This is a genomic window from Sulfitobacter sp. F26169L, from assembly GCF_026410285.1.
Taxonomy (GTDB): Bacteria; Pseudomonadota; Alphaproteobacteria; order Rhodobacterales; family Rhodobacteraceae; genus Sulfitobacter.
Map to the genome: position 1 here is coordinate 429,787 of NZ_JAPMLP010000002.1, position 26,156 is coordinate 455,942.

Below are 26,156 nucleotides of genomic sequence, written 5' to 3' on the forward strand. Positions count from 1 at the left end.
CAGCTGGAAAAGTTTTGGATTGGGTTCATGGCGACGTTAAACGGGGTGTTTTAAGCCTGTGCCAAAACGAAAGGTCTTGGAATATTATTAATTATTGCTCTGCGTGGATTTCTGAATCCCGTATGAAACGCCAGCATGACTGTTCGTCTAACGCTTAAATATTCCAGTAGCGGATGGGAAACTGGATATGTTTCATTCCATCTATTGTTACTCTTTTGCCGCGTTCACCGACGAATTTATGCCAAATGTCATCGGGAGCAGGAACTCCATAAAATCCTTTTCTTTCTGGAAGTTCATCTGATTTCCTTACTCGCGGTCATTTTTAACACAAAATCTAAATTGCTCGGACCGAAGTGACTGCATCGCAAAGCCTTAGAGTTGGGCCCGACTTGGAAACTGTGCGGAATCAGCATGATTATGCCATAGATCGACATTTCTCGGATGGTACAGCCAAGCGAAGACCTTACCGCTTCTTCGCAAAATTTTGCCTTGTCTCGCAGACGGAAGCCTATCGCCGCGCGCTCCACGAGATTGACGCATGTTTGCGGGTATAGAATTCTCCCATCAGGCCGATCATCACCAGCACCAGCCCGACCCAGAACGCATACATCGGATCACTGTAGCGGGGGTTGTAGTTGAGGAAGGCATAACCGCGCGCTTGGTCAATTGTGTGAAACAGCGGGTTCCAGTCAAACATGGCAAGCATGAAGCCGGGGAGCGTGTTGGCAACAAACATCTTGCCCGATGCAATCATATTGGCGCGCTGGTAAATGGTGGAAAAAATGCCGACAGCCGTAGGAAACCATGGTTTGATCGCCAGCAGGACAAGCCCCAGTGCTGCACCGGTAAACCACGCAAGGATCAGCATACCAAAGGCCGCCATCGGCTGCTCGATCTCCAGCGGGGTCCAGGCAACGTGGTAGACAAATAGAATAACCCCCAGCGACAGAACCTGAATATAAAGCGCGCCGAGCGCAGCCGAACAAATTGAAATGATCGTATTCATCGGCGCGTGCTGCATCATCGCGCTGGCAGGCCCTTCGGACCCCACAACCGCGCCGAGCGCCTTGGAGTGAGTCATATAAAGGAAAATTCCAGACATGATGTAGATCAGGAAATCACCCCGTAACGCAGCGCCGCGCAGACCCAGAATAGAGAACATCACATAAAAGGCACCGACGAAGATGATCGCTTGCAAGATGTTGGTAACGATAGCGAGGAAGGCGTTATTGTGCGTTTTTCGGACTGAACGGACGATTGAGTGATAAATCAACTCAAGCATCGTCAGAACGACATGCAGGGTGGATCGTTTTCTGTAAACGGGTTGAAACATCTGCTGTACTGCCTTGCGGTTATGACCACCATTGCACGGAATTCTTGCTGATCCGTTACAAGAGCATCATAAGGTATCCAGAATTTATATCAACGAAGGATGGCGAGAGTTGGGCATGGATTACGAAAAATTGACGCAGGTGATGCGACGCCTTTCGTTGGAAGCGGGCGACAAGATTATGGAAATCTACGGGCGGGACGATTTTGATGTGAAGTCGAAATCCGACGACAGCCCTGTAACCGCAGCGGACGAGGCTGCTGACAGGATTATCTCGGACGGGCTGCGCGCCGCCTTTCCCGATGTGTTGCTGGTCACCGAAGAGCAGGCGGACACGCATGGCACCACAGGTGATACCTTCCTGATCGTTGATCCGCTGGATGGCACAAAAGAGTTCATCCACCGGCGGGGTGATTTCACGGTCAATATCGCTTTGGTCGAGGGGGGCGTGCCGACGCGCGGCGTGGTCTATGCGCCTGCGAAGAACCGGGTGTTCTTTACGCTGGCAACGGGAAAATCGGTAGAAGAAACCGGAGAATTAGCCAAGGATAAGGTTGGTCAGACCAAGGAGATATCAGTCTCTAAACCGGACAATACGGCGTTGATGGTGGTGGCCAGCAAATCGCACCGCGATCAGGCGACTGACGATTACATTGCCAAATATTCGGTCAAGGATATGAAAAGCGCGGGTTCGTCGCTCAAGTTCTGTCTGGTCGCTACGGGTGAGGCAGATATCTACCCCCGTGTTGGCCGGACAATGGAATGGGATACAGCCGCCGGACATGCGGTGCTGAAGGGGGCGGGCGGGGATGTGATCCGGTTTGATGATCATACACCGCTGACCTACGGCAAGGAGGATTATGCCAATCCGTTTTTTATTGCCTATGCGCCGGGTGTTGACCTGAAAAAGACGTAAACGGATTGATTTGGGTAGGAGCAATCCATTCATGACTGACCAGCCGGTGAGCGTGATCATCGTCAGCCGCGCGCGGCCGGATGCGTTGCGCCGCTGTCTGGCGGCTGTGGCGCAACTGCAATACAGCAACTTCGAAGTGGTGGTTGTAGCGTGTCCCGCCGGCATTGCTGCGGCTGAACAACCCGATGTTCTGGCAGACATCAAGTGTATCCCGTTTGACGAAGCGAACATATCGGCTGCGCGCAATATCGGTTTGATCCACGCTGCGGGCGAGGTTGTGGCATTTATTGACGATGATGCTGTGCCCGAACCGCAATGGCTGCGCCATTTGGTTGCCCCTGCCGCACGCAGTAATGTTGCGGCGATGGGCGGCTTTGTGCGGGGCCGGAATGGTATCACATTTCAAAACAAGGCACGCACGCTGGATGCGCAAGGCACACCGGAGCCGGTCGATATTGATCCGTTTCAGGCCACGATTTTGGTGCCCCCGAAAGGGCGCGCGATCAAGACGGAAGGCACTAACATGGCGTTCCGGCGTGATGTTCTGATTTCGATCGGCGGGTTTGACCCTGCTTTCCGTTTCTATCTGGATGAAACGGATGTGAATATGCGACTGGCGCGCGCAGGTCATGCCACTGCATTGGTGCCGCTTGCGCAGGTGCATCACGGATTCGCGCCCAGCGCGATGCGCCGGATGGATCGCGTCCCGCGTGATCTATATGAAATCGGCGCAAGCTGGGGTGTATTCCAGCGCAAACATATCCCGAAGGAAGCGCGTGCGGACCATTGGAAGGATCAGCGATCCGCAGAATGGCAGCGCCTTATGTTGCATATGGTTGCGGGGCGTCTGGAGCCGCGTGATGTGCGGCGGCTGATGAGGCGTCTGGTGGCGGGATATAATGAAGGACAAACCCGCAGCTTCGGATGCGGGCCACTTGCGCGTCATGCAGCCATGCCGTTCCGTCCGGTCAAATCCGCGCCCCGCGTGGCGCGCTTTAGCGCAGTGCGCGGATTGCGCGGCGCCGCCGCTTTGAAAGACGCCGCCACCCGTGTTGCAGCAGGGGGGGGCGAGACGGTCCTAGTCCTGTCGCGCACGGCACTGTTTCACCGCGTATATTTTGACGCACAGGGGGTGTGGGTGCAACGGGGTGGCTTGTTTGGCCGCGCGAACCGTGACGAGCCGTTGTTTCGGCTGACAACGTTTGCAAGACGACGTGCGCGAGAAATGGCCCGTGTTGCCTCTGTACGGGGACTTATTGGCGAATAAATGGCTTTTAGGGCCTGAAATTCCCCGTCTGTTAATGGACAAATGTCACATTTGCGCCATTGTTTCGCATCATTCGAAATTATACTGATAACAGCGCTGCTTTGTGGCGCGATCTGCAGCAAGGACGAGATTGCGCTCTTAACCGAGGGCAGAAAAATAGAAATAAGAGGTCTTCGAGTAAATATGGCTAACAAAGTCACAACGGCAATTTTCCCTGTTGCAGGCATGGGTACGCGGTTTCTTCCGGCGACCAAATCGGTGCCGAAAGAGATCATGACATTGGTCGACCGTCCGTTGATTCAATATGCGATCGACGAGGCGCGCGCTGCGGGGATCACCGAATTCATTTTCGTAACTTCGCGCGGTAAGGGTGCGCTGGAAGATTACTTTGATCTTGCGCCCAATCTCGAAGAGGAATTGCGGCGCAAGGGCAAGAAAGATCTGCTCGAAGTGCTGGAGGCCACAAATATGGACAGCGGCGCCATCGCCTATATCCGTCAGCACAAGGCGCTGGGCCTTGGCCATGCTGTGTGGTGCGCGCGGCGTCTGATTGGCGATCAGCCCTTTGCAGTGATCCTACCTGATGATGTCATCTCTGCGGAAAAACCCTGCTTGCAACAGATGGTCGAAGCGTATGAAGAAACGGGGGGTAACATGGTCGCCGCGATGGAGGTCGCGCCGGAAAGAACATCGTCGTATGGTATTCTGGATGTCGAGCGTGAAGATGGTAATCTGCTGGACATTAAAGGCATGGTAGAAAAGCCAAGAGCCGAAGAATCTCCTTCCAACCTCGCGGTGATCGGGCGTTATATCCTGTCTCCTTCGGTGCTGAGAAATCTCGATGAGATGAAGCAAGGCGCGGGTGGCGAGATCCAGTTGACAGATGCGATTGCCGCCGAGTTGGATCAGGGGCGCAAGGTATATGGTTATCGCTTTGCGGGGCAGCGGTTTGATTGCGGCTCTAAATCAGGGTTTTTGCAGGCTACTGTCGCTTATGGTCTGGCACGGCCCGAACTACGTGATGATCTGGCAGCCTACCTGAAGGACATTGTACCAAATCTGGCTTAAACCTTATGACGTGAGGGGTGCGCACTGTTGGAGGAGAGGCAGGAAACCGCGCCACCGCAGGCCCGATTGCTGGATTTCACACGCCTAATGCGGCGTGCAGGGCGCGTCTTCACGGGCGTTGACCGTGTTGAACTTGCCTATCTGGAAGCGCTTTTAGCAGAGCCTGTACCTGTTTGGGGGCTGGCGAGAACGCCCGTGGGCTATGTGTTGTTGAACAGTGACGGGCTGGTGGCCTTTCACAAGCGGTTGACTGGGTCATTGCCGTGGTCTTCACCTGATCTGCTGTCGCGCTTGCAGCGCGGGGCCAGTGACGGAATGCGCCGTGCCCAGACAGATGCGCGTAAACTTTCGGTTGCGCGTTGCACGCCGAACGGACTGGCGCGGATGCTATGCCGCAACCTGCCTTGTGGAACCGCTTATCTGAATACAGGTCACAGCAACCTGTCAACGCGGGTGCTGAAAGCAGTGCGCAGTGTTCAAGATGCGCGGATTGCCGTGTTTGTGCATGATGTAATTCCGCTGGAATATCCGCAATACCAGCGCGTTGGAACCGTTGAAATGTTTGAACAAAAGATGCGTCGTGTTCGCGAATACGCTGATCTGATCATCTATAATTCACAAGATACGAAAGAGCGGTGCGCGGCAGCGATGGCGCGGTGGGGGGCAGTGCCGCAGGGTATTGTCGCGCATTTAGGAACAATCCCGCCTGTGGTTGACCGTGCCTCATTGCCCGCCGGATTGCTGCCCGATACGACGTATTTCATTACTGTCGGGACAATAGAGCCGCGAAAAAATCACGCGCTGTTGTTGGACATCTGGGACAGGTTGGGACCGGATGCGCCGACATTGCTGATCTGTGGTGGCCGTGGCTGGAACAACGAAGCCGTATTCGCGCGACTTGACGCGTTGGGAGAAGATGCCCCGGTTAGAGAGATTTCCGGCCTGAGCGATGGCACCCTGATGGCCCTTATCGAAGGCGCGCAAGCGTTGTTGTTTCCCAGCCATGCAGAGGGCTTCGGCCTGCCTGCCGTAGAGGCACTGCAACTGGGAACGCCGGTTTTGTGCAGCAATATGGCGACATTCCGCGAAATCCTTGCAAATAATGCGGTTTATATAGATGATTCCGCAGATCAGATATGGGAAGATACAATTGTGAACTGGTCCAAACAGGCTCGGGACACGCTGAGGGTCCGCGATTTTGAAGCGCCTACATGGGCGGAGCATTTCAAGGTTGTGTTAAGTACTACCTGATAGGCGTGCAAGAAGGCTGACGACCAAGAGTATGAGGGCAGTGTTTGGGTGCGATCCGATCATATCGCCTAAGGCTCCAGCGGAAACGATGGCGCATTAGGGCATTTCGAAAGCGGCGTGAACTGAAATGCGTTGTAGACCGGACCGATCAAATTCGGCCCGACGATATCCTATTGTTCTGCACTCAACGAAACGAAAAAATCCGGTTGCCCTATTTTCTGGAATACTACCGCGCCCAAGGGGTGAACCATTTCTTTTTCGTGGACAATGACAGTGACGACGGGGCGCTGGATTACCTGCGCAACCAGCCGGATGTATCGCTGTGGTTTACCCGTGCCAGCTATCGTCGATCGCGCTTTGGCGTTGACTGGCTGAACTGGCTGCAAAGAAAATATGCACATGGCCATTGGACGCTGACTGTCGATCCGGATGAATTTCTGGTCTATCCGTTCTGTGATACCCGTCCGTTGCGCGCGCTGACAGACTGGCTCGATGCCTCCTCGATCAAGTCATTCTCTGCGATGTTGCTGGACATGTACCCCAAGGGACGGCTGGACGAACAGCCGTACCGCGCGGGGCAGAACCCGATCGAAATTGCTACCTGGTTTGACAGTGGCAACTATACGATGTCGCGCAACCATTCCTTCACAAATCTGTGGATTCAGGGCGGACCTCGCGCGCGCGTGTTCTTTGCCAACGCGCCCGAGAAAGCGCCCGCGTTGAACAAGGTGCCGCTGGTCAAGTGGGATCGCAAATACGTCTATGTCAGCTCAACCCATATGCTGCTGCCACGCGGTTTGAATCAGGTCTATGATGAATGGGGCGGGGAAAAAGCAAGCGGTGTTCTGCTGCATGCAAAATTCATTGATACTTTCGGTGCAAAAGCGGCAGAAGAGCTTGAGCGCGGCGAACATTATGCCGGATCGGTGGAATACAAAGCCTACGCAGAGCAGGTAAAAGACAATCCGCAGCTGTGGTGTAAGTGGAGCGAGAAGTACATCAACTGGCGCCAGCTGGAAATTCTGGGCCTGATGTCAAAGGGGAACTGGGCGTGACCGCGTCGCTGGGCGTCGCCATGCTGGTACATACAGCGCTGGGCCGCGCTGAACAGGTTGCACGCCACTGGGCGGCTGCCGACGTGCCGGTGGTGATCCATGTGGATCGTAAGGTGTCTAAGGCGGCTTTTGACAGTTTCACATCGGCTTTGGCGGATGTGCCAAATGTCCTTTTCAGCAAACGCTTTCGGTGCGAATGGGGGACATGGGGCATTGTTGCTGCCTCCCAAGCGACATCGGAGCTGATGTTGGCCAGCTTTCCGGATGTACGGCACGTCTACCTTGCGTCCGGTTCGTGCCTGCCATTGCGACCCGTACAAGAATTGATTGATTATCTGGCAGAAAGGCCGCGCACCGACTTTATCGAAAGCGCGACTACAGCGGATGTGCCATGGACCGTGGGCGGGCTGGATGAAGAACGGTTTACCATGCATTTCCCGTTCTCATGGAAACGTCACCGCTATCTTTTTGACAAGGCCGTGAATATCCAGCGGCAGCTGAAGCTTAAGCGCCGTATGCCTCACGGGGTTATGCCGCATATGGGATCACAGTGGTGGTGTCTGACGCGCCAAACGCTCTCGGCGATCTTGCAAGACCCCGAGCGTGCAAAATATGACAGATACTTCCGTCACGTCTGGATACCTGATGAAAGCTATTTTCAGACCCTTTCGAGGCTGTATTCCACAAATATTGAAAGTCGGTCACTAACCCTGTCAAAATTCGATTTTCAGGGTAAGCCGCATATCTTTTACGATGACCACCTGCAGCTTTTGCGGCGGTCGGATTGTTTTGTCGCGCGTAAAATCTGGCCCTATGCAGACCGTCTTTATGAAGCGTTTTTAACAGACGCCGCTGGCGCGATGAAAAAGACAGAGCCTAATCCCGGCAAGATTGACCGCATTTTTGCCAAAGCAGTCGAGCGGCGGACGCGCGGACGGTCCGGCCTGTATATGCAAAGCCGCTTTCCTAATGAAGATTGGGAGAATGGCGTTACGGCGGCTGAGTATTCGATCTTTCAGGGGTTTTCTCAACTTTTTGAAAATTTTGAGATCTGGTTGAGTAATGCAACCGGTGCGCGGGTGCACGGCCATCTGTTTGCTCCGGAGCGCGCATTTTTTGCCGAGGGTCAAACAACCCTGAACGGAGCGTTGAGCGATAATGCGATCCAGCGTGATTATAACCCCGAGACCTTTTTGACGAATCTCATCTGGAATACGCGCGGCGAGCGGCAGTGCTTCCAGTTTGGACCGCAGGATAATCAAGACATTAACTGGCGCGTTGCAAAAGACCCCAATGCACAGATTTCGGTTATTACGGGCGCTTGGGCGGTGCCATTGTTTCGTTCGAATATGGATTTTGCCGACATCAGACGCATCGCGGCCACGCTGCAGAAGATTGAGAGTGAGCATATGGATGTGTTGCGCTCACCTTATTCAAAGGCGCGCGTACGCATTTGGACGATGGCGGAATTTATCGAAGCGCCGATGGAGCCGTTGCAGGGCATATTAGATGAAATCGGGCAGGCCCGTATCCGCCGTTTGTCCGAAGCTCCGAAGATGGTTGATTTGCATGGCTTCGGACAGTTCCTCCAGAACCTGAAGAATCAGGGCATGCACCCTTATTTGATGGGCGATTTCCCTGTTGAACGTGGGCCAACCTCAAACGTGGAAGTGCCGCGTAAACCATATTTGGTGAAATAAGAATGACAGCACGGTTTAACAGTTTTGTCGTGTTTGCAGAAATGCGCACAGGGTCCAATTTTCTGGAGGCGAATCTGAATGCGTTTGCGGGTATCAAATGCCACGGCGAGGCGTTCAATCCGCACTTTATCGGCTACCCGAACAGTACGCAAATACTTGGCGTGGATCAGGCCACACGGGATATGGAGCCTGCATCATTACTGCGTGCCATTCGCCTTGATCCGGGTGCTATCGGGGGGTTCCGGTATTTTCACGATCACGATCCGCGCGTTTTGGATGTGGTGTTGGATGACCCTCATTGCGCCAAAATTATCCTGACCCGCAATCCCGTTGAAAGCTATGTCAGCTGGAAAATTGCGCAAGCAACGGGCCAGTGGAAATTGACAGATATGAAAGCGCATAAAGCGGCGAAAGCAGTTTTTGACGCTACAGAATTCGAGGCTCATCTAGAGGCGTTGCAGGCGTTCCAGTTGCTGTTGATGAACAGGCTGCAAACCAGCGGGCAAACTGCGTATTACGTTGCCTATGAAGATTTGCAAAACGTGGATGTGATGAACGGAATCGCGACTTTTCTAGGGGTCTCCGCAAAGCTGGAGGCGTTGGACAAGAGCCTGAAAAAGCAAAATCCCAGCCCGCTTTCCGAAAAAGTCAGCAACTATGAGCAGATGGAGCAGGCACTGATGCGGCTGGATCGGTTTGACCTTACCCGCACCCCGAACTTTGAACCCCGCCGTGGTCCCAATGTACCGGGCTACGTGGTCGGGGTGAAAGCCCCGCTGTTGTTTATGCCTATCGCGGGGGGACCACAGCAGGAGGTGCGCCGCTGGCTTGCGTCGCTGGACGGTGAAAAGCAAAATGCGCTGGGCATGAAGATGACCCAAAAGGAATTGCGCCAATGGAAGCGCGGGAACGAAGGACATCGCAGCTTTGCCATTCTACGCCACCCGCTGCTGCGCGCGCATGAAGTGTTTTGCCACCGGATTCTGAACTCCGGCAAGGGCGGCTTTTTGCAACTGCGCCGCACGCTGGTGCGCCGCTATAAGTTGCCCCTGCCCGAAGAGGGGCAGGAAGACAGCATCGATGCAGGCACACACCGCGCCGCCTTTATTGCGTTTTTGACCTTCCTGAAAGGAAACCTTGCAGGACAAACTGCTGTGCGGGTTGATCCTGCGTGGGCTACGCAAGCGCAGGTGGTGCAGGGTTTTGGGGAGTTTACGCTACCGGATGTGATCCTGCGCGAGGAAACACTGCCGCAGGATTTGGCGGCGCTGGCCGCCAGTGTCGGGTATAACGATGCCCGGCAGATCGAGCCGGCCTCATTTCATGGGCCACATTCGCTGGAAGATATATATGGTGATGAAATCGAAGCGTTGGGTGCGGAGATTTATCAGCGCGATTACATGATGTTCGGTTTCAGCCGCTGGCGCTGAAATCTCACGCGGCTTTGATAACCTCGGCTTCGGTCAGAATAGTGTAGAGCGTATCGGGTTTGGGATTGGCGCGAAGTTTGGCACAAACGCCGCAGTCGCGCAGCGTGCGTGACACCAGTGCAAGCGCCTTGAGGTGTTCGACACCTGCATTTTCAGGCGCAAAAAGCGCGAAGGCAATGTCCACTGGCTGACGATCCACCGATCCGAAATCAACAGGCTTTTCGAGCAGCACAAACAATCCGGTCACTTCGTCAATACCGCTGAGCCGTGCGTGTGGCAGAGCAACGCCATGGCCAACCCCTGTGGGGCCCAATGCTTCGCGGGCAAGCAACGCTTCGACAACTGTTTGCGCATTCAGGCCATATGTTGCCGCAGCCAGCTCACCCAGCTCGGTAAGAAGACGTTTCTTGCTGGTGGTCGATGACAGCACTTTTACCGCCTGCGGCGTCAAGAGTTTTGCGAAATTCATGTCTCTGCGTTTCCCTGTAAGCGCGCGCTATAGCGCGCGCCATAGCTCAGCCATTAAGAAGGGTCAATCCAGCCGATGTTGCCGTCTTCGCGGCGATATACAACGTTGACCCCGTCTTTGCCCTCTTTTTTGAACACGAGAACGGGTGCACCAGACAGTTCCATATGCATGACCGCTTCACCGACAGACAGGGTAGAAATACTTGTCTGGGTTTCGGCAATGATCATGGGATGTGGCGTATCCGGCTCTTCTCCGTCTGTGTCCTGCTCTGGTGCAAGTACATACGACGAAGCGCCAAATTGTTCAACCGGTTCCGCGCGGGTACGGTGGTGGTCCTTCAACCTGCGTTTGTAGCGGCGAAGCTGCTTGTCCATCTTTTCGCAGCAACTATCGAAGGCCGCATAAATCTCGTTTGCGTGTGCTTTTGCCTTGGCATTCAGGCCGGTTGATAGATGCACAGTTGTTTCGCAAACAAACTCGTGTCCGGATTTGGAGAAGACGACGTGGGCATCAATTGGCCGTTCCGTGTATTTCTGGACTGCAACACCTAATTCGGTTGTTACATGGGTTCGCAGTGCATCACCGATGTCGATCTGCTTTCCGCTGATATGGTACTGCATAATGTCTCCTTCAATATTACTCTGATCCGGCACAGCCCCCTCAAAGGGCGCTTTGCGCGAAGTCAGCTGCGGGAAATGGCGGCAGGCAGCAGGTTTCTAACATCCGCTCCACCCGAGGGTGATAAAGATATGATATACGTGCACAGCCAGTTTGCCATACCTGATTAGACGGCCAGACTCACTTCAGAGTCAATCATTTTAGATGAAGAATGCCTCATAAAGGGCAGGGAATAGCTTAAGAAATCTTAAAGTTTTCGCCTAGATAGACACGGCGCACATCCCCGTCCTGAACAACTTCGTCCGGTGTGCCCGACATCAGCACCCGACCCTCGTGAAGGATATAGGCGCGGTCAACAATTTCCAGCGTTTCACGCACGTTGTGGTCCGTGATCAAAACGCCGATACCGCGTTTTTTCAGATCGGCCACCAAATGCCGGATATCCCCGACCGATATCGGATCAACACCGGCAAAGGGTTCATCCAGCAACAGATATTTAGGATTTGCGGCCAAACAGCGCGCAATTTCTACGCGCCGCCGTTCTCCGCCCGACAACGCCAGGGCCGGTGCACGGCGCAGATGTTCGATGCTGAATTCGCTCAGCAGTTCATCCAGTCGCTTAAGTTTTTTACGACGGCTGCTTTCCACGATATCCAGAATGGCGAGGATATTTTCCTGTACCGACAGACCGCGAAAGATGCTCATCTCTTGGGGCAGGTATCCAATGCCCAACTGCGCGCGGCGGTACATCGGCAGGGTGGTGACATCCTTACCGTCGATGACAACCGATCCGCTTTCCGGGGTGACCAGGCCGGCAACGGAATAGAACGTGGTTGTCTTGCCCGATCCGTTCGGCCCCAGCAGCGCAACGACCTCGCCACGCATAAGCTCCATTGAAAAGTCCCGGATCACCACCTTTTTGCGGTAAGATTTTCGCAGATGTGAGATGCGCAAACCCGCGCTGCCTTCGGACACCTTCAGATCGGGAGCAGTCATCAGTTGTTGCCACCTGTTTGCAGACGGGTGCGCACATTGCCCGACATGCTGGCTGTGCCGTCGCGCAGGCGAATCGTCATTTTATCCGCGCTCAGCGCGCTGGCCCCTTGCGCCAACAGAACATTGCCGCGCATCACAATGGTTCCTTCGTCGATGCTGTAATCCGCGCGCTCCGCCTCGGCAGCGTCGGGACCGGATACCAATGTGACACCGCCTGTTGCTTCCATCTTTGCGATGCCGTCGGCGGTGGCGCGGTACACGACCAGCACCCGTTGCGCCGACAGGCGCATTTCACCCTGTCCGATTACAACGTTGCCCGTAAATACGGCCGTACCTGTCTGTTGATCGACCGATAATTCGTCCGACGTCACTTCAACCGGAAGGTTCGTATCCTGCGCGATGGTGCCAAAGGCGACATTTGCGCCCTGTGCTATCGCCGAGGTGGAATTCAGCGCCATTACCAGCGCGACCAGAACTACTCTAAGACCCATAATCGACAACACTCTCTCACTCACTTCGGGGTGTATACCAGTTTCACGCCGCCACTGAAAAGCATTTGCGTTGAATCACTACCCTTTGGCGAAAAGATCCGCATGTTTCCTGCGGTCAGATCGCCCAGCGGTCCGGTTCCGGCAACGGTTTCGGGGGCAGTCACATCCAGCGTAGAAACCGCCGATTCAACGCGGGGCGTATTAATGCGGTAACCGGTCGAGGTTGTCATGCTGACATCACCGCTCAACTGGGCGGTATTGGCACCGATGTCCAATTCGACCACATTTGCCTGTAGCTTGAATGTTGCACCTTGTGCTGTTTTGAGTGAGGCGATCACGTCTTCTGCGCGGTTGGTGCCGACACGCCCGTTACGGGTGATCAGCCGCCGCGCGGAAAAAGACATCTGGTCACCATCTGCTGTGCTGCCAGAAAAAAACGGGCCGGTGATCTGTTGGTCGCGTAGACGGTCCTGAATTTCCTTATCTGCAAACGGCAGAGGGGTATCCGTATCCATGACCCGCGACAGCAGGAACAGCGTTGACAGCAGGGCAAGTGCGGCAAGTGGAAAAGCCACTTTCAGCAATGCCACAGTTCTGGAGTAGCGGTCGCGTGCAATCATGGGCTCACCCGTATCATGCGTGTGCAAAAATGTCTGTGTCCGGCCAGCCTGCGAGATCAAGATGTGCCCGCGTCGGCAGAAAGTCGAAACAGGCCTGTGCCATCTCCATCCGGCCCTCGCGCGCCAGCATATCGTTTAGCACATCGCGCAGACGGTGCAGGTAAAGCACATCGGATGCCGCGTATTCTATTTGCGCTTTGGTCAGTTCGGCCGCACCCCAGTCGCTGGATTGCTGCTGTTTGGAGACGTCCACACTCAGCAATTCCTGCAACAGTTTGGCCAGTCCATGACGGTCAGTATAGGTCCGCACCAGTCTGCTAGCGATTTTGGTGCAATACACCGGTGCTGCGACAGCGCCAAAGGCGTTTTGCATGGCAGCAATATCAAAGCGGCCGAAGTGGAACAGCTTCAGGACGTTGCTGTCTTCCAGCAGGCGGCACAAATTTGGGGCCTCTGTCTGTCCGCGCGCGATCTGGACCAGATGGGCATGACCGTCCCCGCCTGACAGTTGCACAACACACAGCCGGTCCCGTTTGGGGTGCAGCCCCATGGTTTCACAGTCAATTGCTACGACCGGCCCAAGGTCGAGCCCGTCCGGTAGATCGTTTTGGTAAACTTTGTTTGTCATGGTTTGCTCTATACAGGTACAGATGGGGCGGGGAAAGCAGGGCCCTGTCAGGCTGGCGGAATGGTGATCAGCGAGGGGCGGGGAAATCTGGCAAGCAGCCTGTCCACCAGAACATGACAGGTATAGCCCGGCCAATCATCAGGTAGCAGGACGCGGGGCAATGCCGGATGGCGCAGCAGAATGCGACGCCAGTTATGGACAATCAAACATCGCAGAACTGCGGTTTGCAGGTTGTCCAGCGAACCGGCAGGGATTTGTTTTTCTACATTACGCAATAACGGGATCAGCGCGTTGTATTCGGCGATCAGCATTTGCGGGGCAATCTGCTGACGCAACCATTGTGGCACAGGACCGCCATTCAAGGTCAGCGCGTTTTTCGGAGCCTTGGCGGCTGGATGCCCCAGATAGATCCGCGGCGCCAGCTGGGCAAACCCGCGTTCGATCATGTTTTCGCGCGTTGCGGATGCCGTGTCTTCCATGATCGCCAGTTGCCATTGTGTGTCTGTGCGGGTGGGGCTTGCGTAGATGCGTGCGCTGGCTTGCCGGGATTCCGCGCGGCTTGACGGGGTCAGCGCGTGGCGCCTTGTGCGTCCGTATTTCTGGGAGGTGATCCAACCGTCATTGCGCAATCGGTGCAGTGCAACGCGTACAGCTTCGGGTTTTACCTCCACTTCTGCCATGATCGCGGACAGGATAGGCCCGTCAATTGTACTTCTTTCTGATTGGGCCAGATCGCCAAAAAGGGTCACCATCAATGACCACACCCGCTGGCCGCCCAAAGCAATAAGCGCCTTTTTTGTCTGTTCGAACGTGTCAGGGGTCATAGGGTGATCCATAGCGGTATTGCTAACTTCATATAGGATCAATGACAGGCAGCGCCAGCATATGATGCATTATCGTCGCTATTGCGCAAACCACCCTCACTGGATCAATGGATCTGGCCGATCATCGGGCAGGTTTATTTGACCGGATAGCTGGCTGGAAAAATCTCGTCGACCGGCGGGTGGAACAGAGTGCGATCGGGGTATTGGGCCACCATCCGGTCAAATTGCATTTGGGCGCGGGCTTGGTAATCACGCGCGTCCACATCAGGGATCACGCAATTGCGCATTACAAATTGCCCAGCGATCATCACGTCAGACACATCGCGCCCTGCGCCGTTCAGCAAAATTGTTTGAATAGGGTCGATAACCTGCCCCAGTGCGGGATTATCCAGACGAATAACATTGAGGTCAGCCGCAGACCCTGCCGCAAGCCGGCCCAGATCGGGACGGTTCAGCGCATCCGCACCGCCAATGGTTGCTGCGTCGTAATAATCGGCGGCTCGCACAGATGATGGAGCATCGTCCGCGATCCGTGCGGTCATCATGCCAACTGCCATGTTCTGGATCATATCGGCGGGGTGGGTATCTGTTCCCATCCCGATGTTGATGCCCAATTTGCGGAACCGCTGGAAAGACCGCATCACCTTGCCGCTGCGCGCCATGACCAGCGGACAATGCGCAACAGACGCGCCGGACTCCGTCAGAATTTCCGTATCCGGTGCATCAAAAGTGATGCCGTTTATGCCTGAAAGGAACAGCCCGTGTGGCAGAATGGTTTTGGAGGTAAAGAAATCAACATCGCGCAGAAGTTCGAGCGGGCTTTTCCCATGTTGCTGGACAACGAGATCGTATTCCACCTGTGATTGGCAACAATGCAAACGGATCGGCACGTCGCGGTCACGCGCAACGGCGCCACTTCGGCGCAGTAGTTCCGGTGTACTGGTCTCGATCCGGTCAGGGGCCAGCATTGTGCGGATTAATCCGCTGTGGGTGTTTTCATGGCGGTCAATAAACGCTGCGGCGTCATCAAGACCGGCAAAACCGCGCGGTTCGTCGTAATAGGGAGCTATTTTGCGATTCTGTCCGACAACCAAGTTGCCACTGCGATAGGCAGGGCCAAGATATACGCGCAAACCCAGATCAGCCGCCGCTTCTGCTGCTGCGTTGAATTCTGCAACGGTTTCACCCCATGCGCGATAAAACAGTGAGGCGATGGGCAGGGCTGTAGTAATCCCGTTACGAATCAGCCGGGTGAAAGCGTAGCGTTTTTGAAATGCCAGTTCCTCTGGCGTGTACATTTCGCGGGGTCCGGCATCCATATAACTCTGCGGCCAGACACGGCCTTTCAGTTCGGGCGGATAGTTGTCGTAACCCAGAACGGTTGTATCCAGATCCGCCAGCGCATCCAGATCAATAAATCCCGGTCCGATCATCGCATTGCCGAAATCGATGGTCTGTTGCACTTCGCCGTCAAAGTGATGACCGACAAAGAGAACCTCGCTGCCCTGCACAACAACGGTGCCGTTCTTGTACAACTGGTGGCTGCCCTCTGCGTGACCGACAATCCATCGCGCCGTGAGGGCGGTTCTGATCATGCTGCTTGCCATTTGCTGACGGTCTGGCCGTTCCGTGCAACAATTTGCCCGGCAGAGATCACCAACCGTCTGGCAGGACGCAATGTGACTGCCTCGGACAGCGCGCCAACATCGACCAATACCAGATCGGCGCGGTTGCCAACCTCCAATCCATAGTCTTTCAGGCCCATGATGCGCGCGGCATCCACCGTGCAGGTGTCCAGCGCCCAAGTAACCTCCACATCTGCGCGAAAGTTGTTTCGCAACCCGACGAGCATCGCCCGTTCCAGCATGTCTGCGTTGCCATAAGGCGTCCAAGTGTCCCGAATGCCGTCGTTGCCTGCGCAAATCGGAATTCCACGTTCGCGGCATGCGGCAACAGATGGCACGGGGCGGGATGCGGGGGCGGTTGTGGCAAGCGATACGTCAAGCGCGGCTATGCGATCGAGCAGGTCGGAAACGCGCGCGTGATCCTGCATGCCGAGGCAAAATGCATGGCTTACGGTTATTTTGCCCTGCATGGCCAGCGCCTCGGTCCGGTCCAGTATCAGATCAAGGCTGAAGGCCCCCATTTCGCCCGGCTCGTGCAGGTGGATATCTACGGGTTTGCCGTGTTTTTCTGCCAGTCCGAACACTGCATCCAGTTGTCCTTTGGGATCGCGGTCAATTCCGCAGGGGTCAAGACCCCCGACAATGTCGGCACCGTCGCTCAGGGCCTGGTCCATCAGTTCGGTCGTGCCTTCACGGATCATCATACCCGACTGGGGGAAGGCGACGATTTCGATTTGCATCACGTCAGCATAGTGCGCACGGGTTTCGGCCACTCCTTCAAACAAGCGCAACCCGTGGTCGGTATCGATATCGACATGACTGCGGATTGCCGTTGTGCCCTGTGACAGCGAAAGCGCGACCTGCCGCGCCGACTGGCGCTTTGCGTCCATATCCAGTTCGTGACGAAGTGCGCGTTCTGTGTCGATCATCTGTTGAAGGCTCTTGCCTTGCGCATGCGGATGCCAGTCCATGCCCCACAGCGTTTTGTCCAGATGGGTATGCCCGTCAATCAAACCGGATAAAGCCAGCGCGCCCTCACAGTCTTCAATGATGTCGTCCGGTTGCGGAGCAATTGACGGCGCGATTTGCAAAAATCGTCCGGACTCGATCGCGATATCGGCTGACGTGTCCCCCATCAGACGAAGATTTTTCAGAAGAAGCCGTTTGGTCATGTTTCTAGCCTGTCTGGTGTCTGGTTCGTGGTTTATTTGATGCGCGGTGGCGCATATGCGCCGACCTTGCTCGTCACAATATTCGACGCGGCCAGCGCTGCGGCGAAACGAACAGCAAACCCGATTCCGTCAATGACGGGAACACCTGCTTCGCGCTCCAGCCAGCTAAGGTGCGCGCTCATCCCTGCGCAGCCCAGCACAACGGCCTCGGCACCGTCTTCTTCGGCCGCTTGGCGGATTTTTGCAGCGATGAGAGGCAAAACGCGATCCGCTGCGGTTTCAAGGTCCAGCACAGGGATGTCGGCCGCGTGTACCTTTCGCAGGCGGCGGCCGCATCCGTAGGTATCTGCCAAATCTTCTATGATCGGAATCGCGCGGGGCAGTGTGGTGACAACCGAAAACCGTTTTGCGATCCGTCCTGCCGCAATCAGGGCCGATTCGCACAGCCCGACAACAGGGCCGTTGGCAAAAGCACGGGCCGCATCAAGGCCCGGATCGTCGAAACAGGCAATCACATGGGCCATCGCGCCTTGGGATTCAGCTGTGAGGATTGCATCCAGCATCGCAGGCACCGCGCGGGCTTCGTCGGCATATCCTTCGATACTGGTGGGCGTGCCGTGGGCGGTGGCAGCGATAATCTCTATGTCTGCTCCCGCTGCGGCACGGGCGCTGATGGCGATGGAATCCGTCATCGCTACTGTCGAATTCGGATTGACGATGTGGATTTTCATGGCGCGTCCTTACGTTTCAAACCCGCAGGCGGTTGATCAGGGGCTTTCAACTCGAACTGCCTGTCGGAAGTGATGTAGTTATCAGCATGCAGCCGGGCGATGGGCTGATAGTTTTCCGGCCGCACATAACGGCCTTCATCATCAAGACATGTATCGCGTACATGCATTTGCACCACTTCACCCAGTACAATTATGCGCCTTTCATAACGGATGATCTGCGCAACCTTGCACTCCATCGCGCAGGGGCTTTCAGCGATCCAGCCGCCGTCAATTTGCGTGGCAGGTGTCATGTTTAGGCCCGCAGTGGCGATCTCGTCGACGTCCGGCTCATAGCTGATGCCGCAGATGGTCATGGCGTTAGCCAGATCCATATCAACCATGTTCACACAGAATGACCCGCTTGCGTCAAGGTTGTTCACAGTGTCTTTGACAGAGCCATCAGGTCGCGTCTGTATTCCGAGAATCAGGATTGGCGGCTCCTGCGAAAAAACGTTGAAAAAGCTCATTGGAGCGGCATTGGGGACACCATCGGGCGACACGGTTGTTACCAGTGCGATGGGGCGCGGTGCGACAAAGCTTGACAGCAGACGATAGCGGTCACGCTCTGGCAAAGATGTGAAATCAAATTCCATGGTGCTTCGTCGCCTCGCCTGTTCAGTCGAGCAATCTGCCTTCGCTCTGGTTATAACATCCAGATTGCGCATTTCTGTCGCGGTTGCGCAAGGCTAGTGCCACATTGCGACTGGGATGGATGGATATATGGCTCATGCAGCGTTTGTGCGAGTGGTATTTGGTCAAGCTCAGTATCCGGCTTTCCGCAAATCTAAGCCCAATCATTCAGTTCAGGAAGAAATCGCAAACATAAAGCTGTTTCAGAATTTTGACGGTCGGGATTTAGTGATTTTGTTCCAGAATATAAAAAATGTTGATGCTAGAAATGTTGAACTTTCCATCGCATGTTGCGAGGGCATGGGAGACAAAGGGTAGATGCATTGGACTTGCCCCGTTCTTGTGGAAGGGACATCAGATAAAAAATGATGTCACCGCATGTACAGCGTGCCGACGGCATGGGATGCGCCGCCCGTTCATTACACGGTAGCTGCCTATGGCATAACCTATAATGCGTCTTCGGGCGGTGCGCGGGATGCATGGTGCAGGCCGCGGCTTGTTCTATAGCCCCGTGAACGAATCTGCGCGGCTGCACAATTGCGGTCATTCACGGGTAAAGACGCCCTCCGTCCACGACCCGTCAGACGGCGCCACTCTTAACCCCCCTCTGTAAAATAAAATCCCGAAATTACCGTCGCTTGCTTCCATAAATGTCAGACAAGATGATTTACAAATTGAGGAGCGCTTCATTTTTCAAGTTCTCTGGGAATGTCTGATGCACGACCGCCATTGCCCAGATCAATGGCGCATTGCCAGATCTCGCGTGCGCGCAGTCGCGGCGTGTCGCGCGCGGTGAGCAGTGTTCCATCTTGCAGAACCAAAGGCGTATCCCATCCGGCATCGGTTAAATCACGCCATTCGACATCCAGATGAATCGTCGCGTGAAACACCAGGCCGCGCAAGGCTCGGGACGGAAGGGTTGCCCCAAGATCAATTTCGGCATGCCGCTCCTGTTGGGTCGTAGATGTCGTGCACTCGATACCGGTACGGGCTGATTCAACCAGCAGCGCCAAGGCGCGGGCATGATAGCCCGCATGTGCGATAAGGTGGCGGCGGGTCCAGCCGTCACGCAAACTTGGCGCGCCAAGATCGTCGTCTTTTAGCTCACCAAGTTTGCGGGCGAAATAAGCGGCGCCCCGCCGTGCGAGCAGAAGGTCACCATGGGGTGCATCCGGTGCGTCATAACGCGCGCCCTTACCTTGCCGCGCGCGAAGGGCATCGCGCGCGGCCTTATCCGATGGTGACAAGCTCATGCCCCGTCGACCATCGTGCGCATGAAGCCGAGACGCTCCATGATCGGTGCATCGGAGAAACGGAACAGATCAAACTGGGTTTCCGCCTGAAGCGACCACGGTATCCATGAGGGGATAACAAACATATCGCCCTTGTCGAGCTTGTGGGTTTCGCCATTCAACACCACAGCGCCTGCACCATCAAACACCTGAAATACTGTTGAGCCGACTTCGCGGCGCATGGGCGTTTCCACACCAGCCCGCAGGCGGTGGAACTCAAGACGGATTGTCGGCATCACATCGCCGCCGGTGGTGGGGTTGGTATAGCGGATCGCGGCGTGACCCGGCCCCACGGTGGCGGGATGGCCCTCGTCCTCCAGCAACAGCTGCTCTGCCAACGCGCGGTCGGTGTGCTCCCAACGGTACGCGCCGATAGGAGAATTTACGGTATTTTCCAACCCGGACAAAGGGCGTAGCCCTGGATGGCACCAAAGCCGCTCGCCGCGAGAGAAATTGGGCGTGGCATAGTCGGTGACGCGCTCGGAACCGAATTCGAAAAAACCCACATCGTTCTGCTGGCTGAATGGGATGTCGAGTCCGTCAATCCATGTCATGGAATGATCGGTGTCGTTGTGGTGTCCGTGAAAACACCAGCCCGGCGTCAGCAGCAGATCACCGCGTGACATGCGGACAGGATCACCGTTGACCACCGTCCAGACACCGTCGCCTTCAACAACAAAACGGAAGGCGTTTTGGGAATGGCGATGTTCGGGCGCGGTTTCACGGGGGCCGAGGTGCTGAATGGCGGCCCAAAGTGTCGGGCTGACATAGGCGTTTGGAGCAAGGCCGGGATTGGCGAGCCCCAGCGCACGACGCTCCCCGCCGCGCCCCACGGGGATCAGCTCGCCCGATTTTTCGGCAAGTGCATTCAGGTTCGCCCACTTCCAGACGTGGGGCACGGCTTTGGATTTGGGATGAACCGGCATCAAATCGCCAAGCTGTGTCCAGAGCGGGATAATGCTTTCTCTTTTAAACCCCTCATAGAGCGCCTTGAGTTCGGGCGTCGCATCGGGGTTCATTACGTCACTTTTTCCGTCGTCCATGTCATTTCCTCTCTAATGAGTGCTTCAGACCGCATCAGGTTGATTGGGCGGTGCCGCTTTCTGGAAGGCAGGCAGCTTGTCCAGTTCGGTGAAGATGCGCGCGATTGTGGGCCAGTTTTCTGTGGGAATATCGAAGCGCTTGTTGTTCCAGACCTGCGCATAGAGGCAGATATCGGCCAGACCCGGCGCGTCACCATGGCAGAATGTTCCCGTCCCGGTACTGTCTGTAAGTGCGGTTTCGAAGGCATCAAATGTCAGCGTGACCCAATGGGTAAACCATTCCTTCTGGGCAGCATCATCCGCGCCGAATTGGTCACCAAGACGAAACAGCACCCGAAGATTGTTCAAGGGGTGGATTTCACAGGCCAACATATAAGCCAGGGCGCGCACACGGGCGCGACCATCTGCATCTGTTGGCAACAGTGCGGGTTCCGGATGGGTTTCGTCCAGCCATTCGATTATAGCGAGCGATTGGGTCAGGACCGTGCCGTCCTCCCGCTCAAGCGAGGGCACCAACCCTTGCGGGTTCTTGGCGAGGTAGCCCGGCGTGCGTGTCTCCCCCTTGCGCAGGGCATAGGGGATATAGTCATACTCCAACCCTTTGAGGTTCAACGCGGCCCGCAGCCGCGTTGAGGTGGAGGAGCGAAAGAAGTTATGCAGCTTCAAAGTCATTCTTTTGGCCCGATATGTGTGGTCAGATCGCCCAGACCCTCGATCGAGACGACACATGTATCCCCCTCAACCAGCGGACCAACGCCGGCGGGCGTGCCGGTCATAATCACGTCACCCGCCTGCAATTCCATCGAGTGCGACAGGATCGAGATCATTTCAGGGATGGACCAGATCAGGTCCGCCAGATCGGCATCCTGCTTTACCTCGCCATTGACTGTCAGTTTGATCGCGCCCTTGCTTGGGTGTCCCACCTCCGACACGGGGTGTATCGGCGCGATTGGCGCGGAGCGGTCAAACCCTTTTCCCAGATCCCACGGGCGGCCCTGCTCACGCGCCTTGAGCTGAAGATCGCGGCGGGTGAGGTCATTGCCCACGCCGTAACCCCAGACATGATCAAGCGATTTTTCCTCGGGAATATTCTTTCCCCCTGTGCCGATGACGGCGACCAGTTCTGCCTCGAAATGAAAGTTCTCGGTCTGGGGCGGGTAGGGGATGGTGACCCCGTCATCAACCACGGCATCGGCAGGCTTGAGGAAAAAGAACGGCGGATCACGATCCGGGTCTTTGCCCATCTCGCGGGCGTGCGCGGCATAGTTGCGCCCGATGCAAAAGATGCGGCGCACGGGAATGCGCTCATCACTGCCGTGCACGGCAATGGTGGGGATCTGGGCGGGATCGAATGCGTATTTCATCGTTCTGGGTCTCCGTTTTTTATTTTAGGCGGCTGGAATTTGGGTATTACTTTGGGGTGCTTTTAACAACTCTGCCGCCCGTGATTTGGCGCGGTCGAGCGATGTCATCTTCAGATCCTCATAGCCTCTGATAGTCTCGGGCAGGCGCAAAAGTTCGGTGACGGTTTCGACATTGCCATCGGTGAGCATGATTGCGCATTTGGCCAGTACATCTGCGTACCAGTCGATCGCCTCACGCTCGGCGCGCCTGCCGTAGTTGTAACCGAAGGGATCAAACGCTGTGCCGCGCAGCCCCCGCATCCGTGCCAGCAGCACCATTGCGGGCCGGAACCACGCCCCGATTGCGACCTTGCGGTCCTTGATCAACCAGCGCAGCGCGGGCGGCTGAAGGTTGTAGCTGAAGGATTTAAATCCGGGAAAGGCCGTGCGAATACGTGTCTCGAACACCGGATCGGTGAGCAGCCGCGCCACCTCGTATTCGTCTTTATAGGCCATCATCTTATGCAGGTTGCGGGCTGCAAGTTGCAACAAGGGCTGGTCTTTGTTGCCGGTTGAGTCCTGCTCGGCGCGGGTCAGCGGCGCGAGGCGTTCGACGTAGGTTTCTGCGTAGCCGCGGTTTTGATAAAGGATCAGATCACGCACCAGACCGCCGATCAGCGTGCGGGTGTCCTCGCTGTGCAGATCGAGCTTTGCCGTGATCTGCGGCACCGCTTTTGCGACATCGGCGGGAACGCGGGTTTCGGCCTCATAGGTTCTGTCCGCCAGCGTCTTGGGGCCGCGCTGCATCAGCGACTCCATCGCCGCAGGGTCACTGACCGCCAAACGCCCCGCGCGGAAAGCAAGGATATTGAGCTCGGGCGCGGTGGCCGAGGTTGTGATCGTCTCCTCGATCGCCTCTGCCGAGATGGGCAGAAATCCGGATTGATAGGCCGCGCCGACCACAATCATATTGGACAGAATGTAGTTTCCAAACAGGCTTTCCGCGATGCTCAGCGCCGGAACGGCGGTGCTGCCGTTTTCACGCATCGAGGATTTCAGAAAGGCTTGCATGCCCGCCTGATCCGGCTGGAAATACACGTTTCGTGCCATCTCTCCCGTTGGCAGCATTTCGGAATTCACCGCTGCTGTCGTTTTAATCGCGCTGCATACGGCCATGTTGGTCGCGTTGGTTCCCGCCGCCATGTCTAACGCGAGATAGAGATCGGCTTGCCCAGAAGAAATCTTGTTGCTGGGGATGTCCTGCTCGGGCTTTGCGATGATCAGGCTTGATACCACGGCACCCCATTTTTGTGCCGCACCGGACTGGTCATAGGTCTTGACGTTCAGCCCGTCTTTGACCGCCGCGCGTGCAAGCATTGCATTGAGCGACAGCACGCCTGTGCCACCAACCCCCGGGATGTAAATCGAGAACGGCCCGTCAAGCACGGGGCGCGTTGGTTCGGGATAGGTTTCGGGCAGCGCGGGGGGTGTCACCTTGCCCGGCCCTGCGCCCTCTTCAACATGCACCGAGACAAACGAGGGACATTCACCCGCGATGCATGCCTGATCCTGATTGCAGGATGATTGGTGGATCTGTGTCTTGCGACCAAAGGGAGTTTCCACTTTTTGCAGCGACATGCAGTTGGCCTTTTGGCCGCAATCGCCGCAGTTTTCGCAGACATCCTCGTTCACGATGGTAAAGGTCGTCGGCTTGGCCAGCTTGCCACGCTTCTGACGGCGGCGGCGTTCGTTCGCGCACTCCCCGTCATAGATGAGGACTGTCACGCCTTCGGTTCTCTCAAGCTCCAACAGCTTCGCGGGGATGTCATCAGGGCCGGTAAGAGACACGATAGAGGGCAGGCCCTTGAAGCGATAGGCGCGCGGCGTTTTGGTGGCCAGCACGATCTTCTTGACGCCATCCACGGCCAGCTTGCGACACATGTTGTGCACCGAATTGTCGTCGGCATATTCCTGACCGCCGGTGTTCGCGATCACCCCGTTATAGAGGATGCGGAATGTCATCGTCTGCCCTGTCGCCACTGCATAGCGAATGTTCTGGTGACTGGCGTGGTAGTATGACCCATCGCCCATGTTCTGCACCATGTGTTTTTTGGTGGTGTAGGGCGACAGACCGATCCACGGTAGCCCCTCACCGCCGTATTGCGTCATGGCTTCGATGCGTTTTTCGGGCTGTTCCATGATGGCGGCAAAGACGTGACAACCGGGCGCGCCCCAAGCGATCTGCCCTTTTCCCAGTTTGGTCGAGCGGTTGTGCGGGCAGCCAGAGCAGTAATTCGGCGTTCTGTTCGCAAATTTCGGCTCAGGGTCGGCCTTCAACCGCGGGATCGGTGCTGCCTCTTTCGCGACAGGTGCGGCGACGTCCAACACACGTGCAAGGCGATCGGTCACGATGTCCACATCCATACCGCCTTCAACCGGGAACAGGCGCGCACCGTTCAGGTCACGTTTACCGATAATTTTCGCGTTGTGGTGACCCGCAATCGCTTTGGCGACCTGTCGTTCCAGAAAATCCCGCTTTTCCTCGATCACGATGATCAAGTCCAATCCCTCGGCAAACTCGCGAAAGAACCTCTCGTCCAGCGGGGTGAGCAGGCCGACCTTCGCCAGGCGGATGCCCTTGTGCGCCCGCGCGGCCACGTCCAGACCCAGCTTGTCCATTGATGCCCGCGCATCGGCAAAGGATTTGCCCGCAGCGACAATGCCGATCTTGTCGGAGGGGGTGGATTCCTTGATCTGGTTGAGGTTGTTGGCCCGCGCGTAGGCCAGAACCGCCTCGTGACGCTCGTTATAGAGCTTCGCTTCCGTTCCCACATTGACGACAGGAAAGAAGTTGAAATCGGTGGTCTTGGCGAAATCGCGGCCTTCGACCTGAAACCCTTGCGGGATCACAGGCTGCGCCAAAGCGTCCAGATCGACAACTTCTCCGCCATCGCACAGCGGGGCGACCAGCTTCATCGCAACCCAACAGCCGCTGAACCGCGACATTGCGGCGGCGTGCAGACCGTAATCGAGAAATTCCGAGACCGAGCCGGGGTAAACCACCGGAATACCGCTATGCTCGAACGCAAACTCCTGTTGATAGGGTACGCTTGAGGATTTCGCCTCGTGGTCCTCCCCACTCAGAAGGATGACGGCGCCATGGGTGCTGGTGCCTGCGAAATTGCCGTGCTTGAATGCATCGCCCGATCGGTCCGCACCCGGTCCTTTCCCGTACCAGATGCCCAAAACGCCATCGGTCTCGTCCGCCTCGAAATTATCGAGCATTTGGGTGCCCAGAAGGGAGGTCGCCCCCAGCTCTTCGTTCTGGGCGGGGTGGTGGATGATGTCGTATTGTTCGATCTTGGCGCGGTGCAACGCCATGTCGTAACCGCCCATCGGCGAGCCGGGATAGCCGGTGATGAAGCCCTTGGTGCGCAAGCCGTTTTCCTTGTCGCGGCGCAGGTGTTCGATGGGTAAACGCACAAGCGCGTCATTGCCTGTCATAAACTGACGGTTGGCTTTCTTTACCGTGCCCTTAACGGGTTTAGCATCAGTTTGGCTTATCTTTTCCGCTTTGGTCACGTGCGTGCTCCTTGAAACGTATAGATCTGGCTGGTG

General features: G+C 56.1%; 25 protein-coding genes. 8 read left to right on the top strand and 17 right to left on the bottom strand.

Annotation, left to right across the window (positions count from 1 at the left end; translation table 11 throughout):
* Positions 1–508: 508 nt before the first annotated feature.
* Complete coding sequence (locus OS189_RS06280) at positions 509–1,333, bottom strand: ABC transporter permease (RefSeq protein ID WP_267166436.1); 825 nt, start codon at positions 1,331–1,333, stop codon at positions 509–511.
* Positions 1,334–1,448: 115 nt separating this feature from the next.
* Here OS189_RS06280 and cysQ point away from each other — a divergent pair, with 115 nt between their 5' ends.
* From cysQ to OS189_RS06315, 7 genes are all read left to right on the top strand, one after another.
* Positions 1,449–2,246: a 3'(2'),5'-bisphosphate nucleotidase CysQ gene (gene cysQ, locus OS189_RS06285; RefSeq protein WP_267166437.1), complete on the top strand. Its 798-nt coding sequence runs from the start codon at positions 1,449–1,451 to the stop codon at positions 2,244–2,246.
* Between the two features lie 31 nt (positions 2,247–2,277).
* The gene (locus OS189_RS06290; protein WP_267166438.1) at positions 2,278–3,513 is read left to right on the top strand and encodes a glycosyltransferase family 2 protein; all 1,236 of its coding nucleotides are present in this window, start codon (positions 2,278–2,280) and stop codon (positions 3,511–3,513) included.
* Between the two features lie 183 nt (positions 3,514–3,696).
* Entirely contained in the window at positions 3,697–4,581 is an 885-nt protein-coding gene (gene galU / locus OS189_RS06295; protein WP_267166439.1) for a UTP--glucose-1-phosphate uridylyltransferase GalU, read from the top strand.
* A gap of 27 nt (positions 4,582–4,608) precedes the next feature.
* Positions 4,609–5,832 carry a glycosyltransferase family 4 protein gene (locus tag OS189_RS06300; protein ID WP_267166440.1) on the top strand — a complete coding sequence of 408 codons (1,224 nt, stop codon included), beginning with the start codon at positions 4,609–4,611 and terminating at the stop codon, positions 5,830–5,832.
* Between the two features lie 44 nt (positions 5,833–5,876).
* Positions 5,877–6,887: a glycosyltransferase family 2 protein gene (locus tag OS189_RS06305; RefSeq protein ID WP_267166441.1), complete on the top strand. Its 1,011-nt coding sequence runs from the start codon at positions 5,877–5,879 to the stop codon at positions 6,885–6,887.
* A 20-nt stretch (positions 6,888–6,907) separates the two neighbouring features.
* Positions 6,908–8,587, top strand: a complete 1,680-nt coding sequence (locus tag OS189_RS06310) for a DUF5927 domain-containing protein (RefSeq protein ID WP_267166541.1) — start codon at positions 6,908–6,910, stop codon at positions 8,585–8,587.
* Positions 8,588–8,589: 2 nt separating this feature from the next.
* Positions 8,590–10,017 (top strand): nodulation protein NodH, encoded by a 1,428-nt coding sequence (locus OS189_RS06315; RefSeq protein ID WP_267166442.1) that lies wholly within the window; start codon positions 8,590–8,592, stop codon positions 10,015–10,017.
* A 4-nt stretch (positions 10,018–10,021) separates the two neighbouring features.
* Here the strand turns inward: OS189_RS06315 and OS189_RS06320 are convergent, their stop codons facing one another.
* The 11 genes from OS189_RS06320 to OS189_RS06370 form a co-directional block, all read right to left on the bottom strand.
* Positions 10,022–10,486, bottom strand: coding sequence for a PTS sugar transporter subunit IIA (locus OS189_RS06320; protein WP_267166443.1), 465 nt, complete (start codon positions 10,484–10,486; stop codon positions 10,022–10,024).
* Positions 10,487–10,539: 53 nt separating this feature from the next.
* Complete coding sequence (hpf, locus tag OS189_RS06325) at positions 10,540–11,106, bottom strand: ribosome hibernation-promoting factor, HPF/YfiA family (protein WP_267166444.1); 567 nt, start codon at positions 11,104–11,106, stop codon at positions 10,540–10,542.
* Between the two features lie 235 nt (positions 11,107–11,341).
* The gene (gene lptB, locus OS189_RS06330) at positions 11,342–12,100 is read right to left on the bottom strand and encodes an LPS export ABC transporter ATP-binding protein (protein WP_267166445.1); all 759 of its coding nucleotides are present in this window, start codon (positions 12,098–12,100) and stop codon (positions 11,342–11,344) included.
* Positions 12,100–12,591, bottom strand: a complete 492-nt coding sequence (lptA, locus tag OS189_RS06335) for a lipopolysaccharide transport periplasmic protein LptA (protein WP_416237457.1) — start codon at positions 12,589–12,591, stop codon at positions 12,100–12,102. Before lptA ends, lptB begins: the two co-directional genes overlap by 1 nt.
* A 20-nt stretch (positions 12,592–12,611) precedes the next feature.
* The gene (locus tag OS189_RS06340; protein WP_267166446.1) at positions 12,612–13,211 is read right to left on the bottom strand and encodes a hypothetical protein; all 600 of its coding nucleotides are present in this window, start codon (positions 13,209–13,211) and stop codon (positions 12,612–12,614) included.
* Positions 13,212–13,224: 13 nt separating this feature from the next.
* The gene (locus OS189_RS06345; protein WP_267166447.1) at positions 13,225–13,839 is read right to left on the bottom strand and encodes a ribonuclease D; all 615 of its coding nucleotides are present in this window, start codon (positions 13,837–13,839) and stop codon (positions 13,225–13,227) included.
* Positions 13,840–13,886: 47 nt separating this feature from the next.
* The gene (locus OS189_RS06350; RefSeq protein ID WP_267166448.1) at positions 13,887–14,663 is read right to left on the bottom strand and encodes a PaaX family transcriptional regulator C-terminal domain-containing protein; all 777 of its coding nucleotides are present in this window, start codon (positions 14,661–14,663) and stop codon (positions 13,887–13,889) included.
* Between the two features lie 134 nt (positions 14,664–14,797).
* Positions 14,798–16,258 (bottom strand): amidohydrolase family protein, encoded by a 1,461-nt coding sequence (locus OS189_RS06355; protein WP_267166449.1) that lies wholly within the window; start codon positions 16,256–16,258, stop codon positions 14,798–14,800.
* Positions 16,255–17,460, bottom strand: coding sequence for an amidohydrolase family protein (locus tag OS189_RS06360; protein WP_267166450.1), 1,206 nt, complete (start codon positions 17,458–17,460; stop codon positions 16,255–16,257). Before OS189_RS06360 ends, OS189_RS06355 begins: the two co-directional genes overlap by 4 nt.
* A gap of 32 nt (positions 17,461–17,492) precedes the next feature.
* On the bottom strand, positions 17,493–18,191 hold the full coding sequence (locus OS189_RS06365; RefSeq protein ID WP_267166451.1) for an aspartate/glutamate racemase family protein: 699 nt from the start codon (positions 18,189–18,191) through the stop codon (positions 17,493–17,495).
* The gene (locus OS189_RS06370; RefSeq protein WP_267166452.1) at positions 18,188–18,823 is read right to left on the bottom strand and encodes a flavin reductase family protein; all 636 of its coding nucleotides are present in this window, start codon (positions 18,821–18,823) and stop codon (positions 18,188–18,190) included. The genes OS189_RS06365 and OS189_RS06370 overlap by 4 nt, the downstream gene beginning before the upstream one ends.
* Before the next feature lie 127 nt (positions 18,824–18,950).
* On the opposite strand from OS189_RS06370, the gene OS189_RS06375 reads away from it, so the two are divergent.
* Positions 18,951–19,178: a hypothetical protein gene (locus tag OS189_RS06375; RefSeq protein ID WP_267166453.1), complete on the top strand. Its 228-nt coding sequence runs from the start codon at positions 18,951–18,953 to the stop codon at positions 19,176–19,178.
* A 368-nt stretch (positions 19,179–19,546) separates the two neighbouring features.
* On the opposite strand, the gene OS189_RS06380 is transcribed toward OS189_RS06375, so the two are convergent.
* From OS189_RS06380 to OS189_RS06400, 5 genes are read right to left on the bottom strand one after another with little or no spacing between them, the layout of a single operon-like run.
* The gene (locus OS189_RS06380) at positions 19,547–20,113 is read right to left on the bottom strand and encodes a maleylpyruvate isomerase N-terminal domain-containing protein (protein ID WP_267166454.1); all 567 of its coding nucleotides are present in this window, start codon (positions 20,111–20,113) and stop codon (positions 19,547–19,549) included.
* A complete protein-coding gene (locus tag OS189_RS06385; protein ID WP_267166455.1) occupies positions 20,110–21,195 on the bottom strand; it encodes a cupin domain-containing protein in 1,086 nt (361 codons plus the stop codon). Before OS189_RS06385 ends, OS189_RS06380 begins: the two co-directional genes overlap by 4 nt.
* 24 nt (positions 21,196–21,219) lie before the next feature.
* Complete coding sequence (gene maiA / locus OS189_RS06390) at positions 21,220–21,867, bottom strand: maleylacetoacetate isomerase (protein ID WP_267166456.1); 648 nt, start codon at positions 21,865–21,867, stop codon at positions 21,220–21,222.
* Entirely contained in the window at positions 21,864–22,559 is a 696-nt protein-coding gene (locus OS189_RS06395) for a fumarylacetoacetate hydrolase family protein (RefSeq protein ID WP_267166457.1), read from the bottom strand. Before OS189_RS06395 ends, maiA begins: the two co-directional genes overlap by 4 nt.
* Before the next feature lie 24 nt (positions 22,560–22,583).
* Complete coding sequence (locus OS189_RS06400; RefSeq protein ID WP_267166458.1) at positions 22,584–26,120, bottom strand: indolepyruvate ferredoxin oxidoreductase family protein; 3,537 nt, start codon at positions 26,118–26,120, stop codon at positions 22,584–22,586.
* Positions 26,121–26,156: the final 36 nt, after the last annotated feature.